We start from the raw sequence: 1,831 nt of genomic DNA, 5'->3' as shown, positions 1-1,831 counted from the left end.
GGGAGGTGATCGCTTGGGAACAGGCGCGCAACGCTTGCCCCCACCCGGTCAACTGGCGCTTCACCACCCCCGATGCCCGCATCAAGCTCAAGCGCCTCTATCCGTCAATTCAGGACGGGTGAAGTACTAGAGCGCTGACCGGTTTGGCGACTCAAGCGGCCAAACGCTCAAAGGGTTCAGCGTCATTGGCCGCCTGCTCGGTGAGGGCTTGAGCCCGCTCCAGGTTTTGGATCGCACACACACGCCGTAAGTGATAGGTGTTTTTGCGGGTACCGCAATAACGCGCCTCATTCCCTTGGCGTTGGCTGATATGGGCCAAACCATGCTCGACCCCGACCCGTTCGCGCAGGGCGGCCCGACCCTCCACGGTGGTCGGCAGCACTTGAAGGCGTTGCCAGAGGTCTTCCTGCAGGTGAATGGTCAAGGTTCGGCCCCCGCTTTTGCGGGACGTACACTGACTCCGTAAGGGGCAGGCCTCACAGGCGGCGGCTGGAAAACAAGCCGTCTTGCCGGGGGTGATGGGGATCACTTGGCCGACCGGACAGGTCGCCTGACCGGCGGCCAGATCGAGTTGAAATTCCGGTAGTCCTGCACGGTGTAGTGATTCGCCACTCTTCAATAGCTTAACTTACTAATTTTCAAAGTTTCTCACCGTCAAACCACTACTTTCTGCAGGACTACCGAATTCGGGTGTTCACCACCTTGCCACTTTTCTTTCTCTTTCCCCTTCGCCTATGTTCAATCGCATTTTCAGAGTGTTCATCAGCCTTTTCGCCTTAGGCTACGCGGGCACCATCGGATACCTCAAGTTCAACGAGCGATCGTTCATCTTTCGCCCAGAGGAACGGCGGGTGGCTCTGCCCGCGCCGCAGTGGGCGCTACATGAGCAGCGGGTGATCTATCCGTCGAGCGACGGCGTCACGCTTTCTGCGTGGATCGTGCCCGCCGCTCACTCATCAGACGTATGGCTGCTCATTTGCCACGGCAACCTGGGAAATATCGGTTACGGGCAGCGGCCGGAGTTTTACGCGCTCATGCGCGACCTCGAAGTTAATCTCTTCGTCTTCGATTATCGCGGGTACGGCGAGAGCACCGGCACACCTGACGAGCGGGGGCTGTACGCCGACGCGACGGCTTCGTATGAGTACCTGATCCGTACACTACGCGTACCGCCAGAACGGATCGTCCTTTTTGGGCACTCGTTAGGCAGTGGGGTAGCGATCGAACTGGCCTCGCGGGCGTCTGCCGCTGGCCTGATCGTGGAGGGAGCCTACACCTCGGTCGTCGAGCGTGGACAAGAACTCTACCCGCTTCTCCCCATCGGGCTTATCGCCTCTCAGCGTTTTCCCTCGCTGGATCGAATGCCTTCGATCGATATGCCCAAGCTGTTCTTGCACTCCCCCGACGATACGGTCATCCCTTACGCCCAAGGCCGGCGCCTATACGAGGCGGCGCACCCGCCCAAACGCTTCGTCGACGTTAAAGGCGGACACGAGGACGCCTATCGCGTTGACAAGGCCGTCTACTATGGAGCGATCGCTCAGTGGCTGAGCGAAGTCATCCCCGCATCGGCATCAGTCGACTCCTTAGGCGAAGAGAAATAAAAGATCTGGCCTTCAGACCCTTCGGGACCCCAGACCCCGCGCCGCCTGTGGGCAGACGTTAGTCCGGAGGCAGAAATGCCGTGAACCTCCATTTGGGCGCCCTCGAACTTCTGCATCGACGCCACCCCTTGCTGGGCGGTGTGCTACGCTGTCATTGGTATTCTTCAGTCCCGCCGCTCCCGTCGTCCGGCGATCTCGCCCAGCCCCTATCCCGTATTCCCGCGTAC

2 protein-coding genes and 1 pseudogene are annotated in these 1,831 nt (G+C 60.0%); 2 read left to right on the top strand and 1 reads right to left on the bottom strand.

All coding sequences use genetic code 11. From position 1 onward, the window contains the following. A pseudogene (locus BN874_RS25145) lies at positions 1-122 on the top strand (IS630 family transposase); the annotation flags it as partial. 29 nt (positions 123-151) lie between these two features. On the opposite strand, the gene BN874_RS13255 reads toward BN874_RS25145, so the two are convergent. Beyond that, positions 152-619 carry a transposase gene (locus BN874_RS13255; RefSeq protein WP_051497832.1) on the bottom strand — a complete coding sequence of 156 codons (468 nt, stop codon included), beginning with the start codon at positions 617-619 and terminating at the stop codon, positions 152-154. 136 nt (positions 620-755) lie between these two features. Between BN874_RS13255 and BN874_RS13250 the strand changes: the two genes are divergently transcribed. Beyond that, a complete protein-coding gene (locus BN874_RS13250) occupies positions 756-1,604 on the top strand; it encodes an alpha/beta hydrolase (protein WP_051497831.1) in 849 nt (282 codons plus the stop codon). Positions 1,605-1,831: the final 227 nt, after the last annotated feature.

Source organism: Candidatus Contendobacter odensis Run_B_J11, from assembly GCF_000531125.1.
In the GTDB taxonomy this organism is placed as follows: Bacteria; Pseudomonadota; Gammaproteobacteria; order Competibacterales; family Competibacteraceae; genus Contendibacter; species Contendibacter odensensis.
Note: the sequence above shows the minus strand (reverse complement) of the source record. Positions and strands in the feature narration are given on the sequence as shown.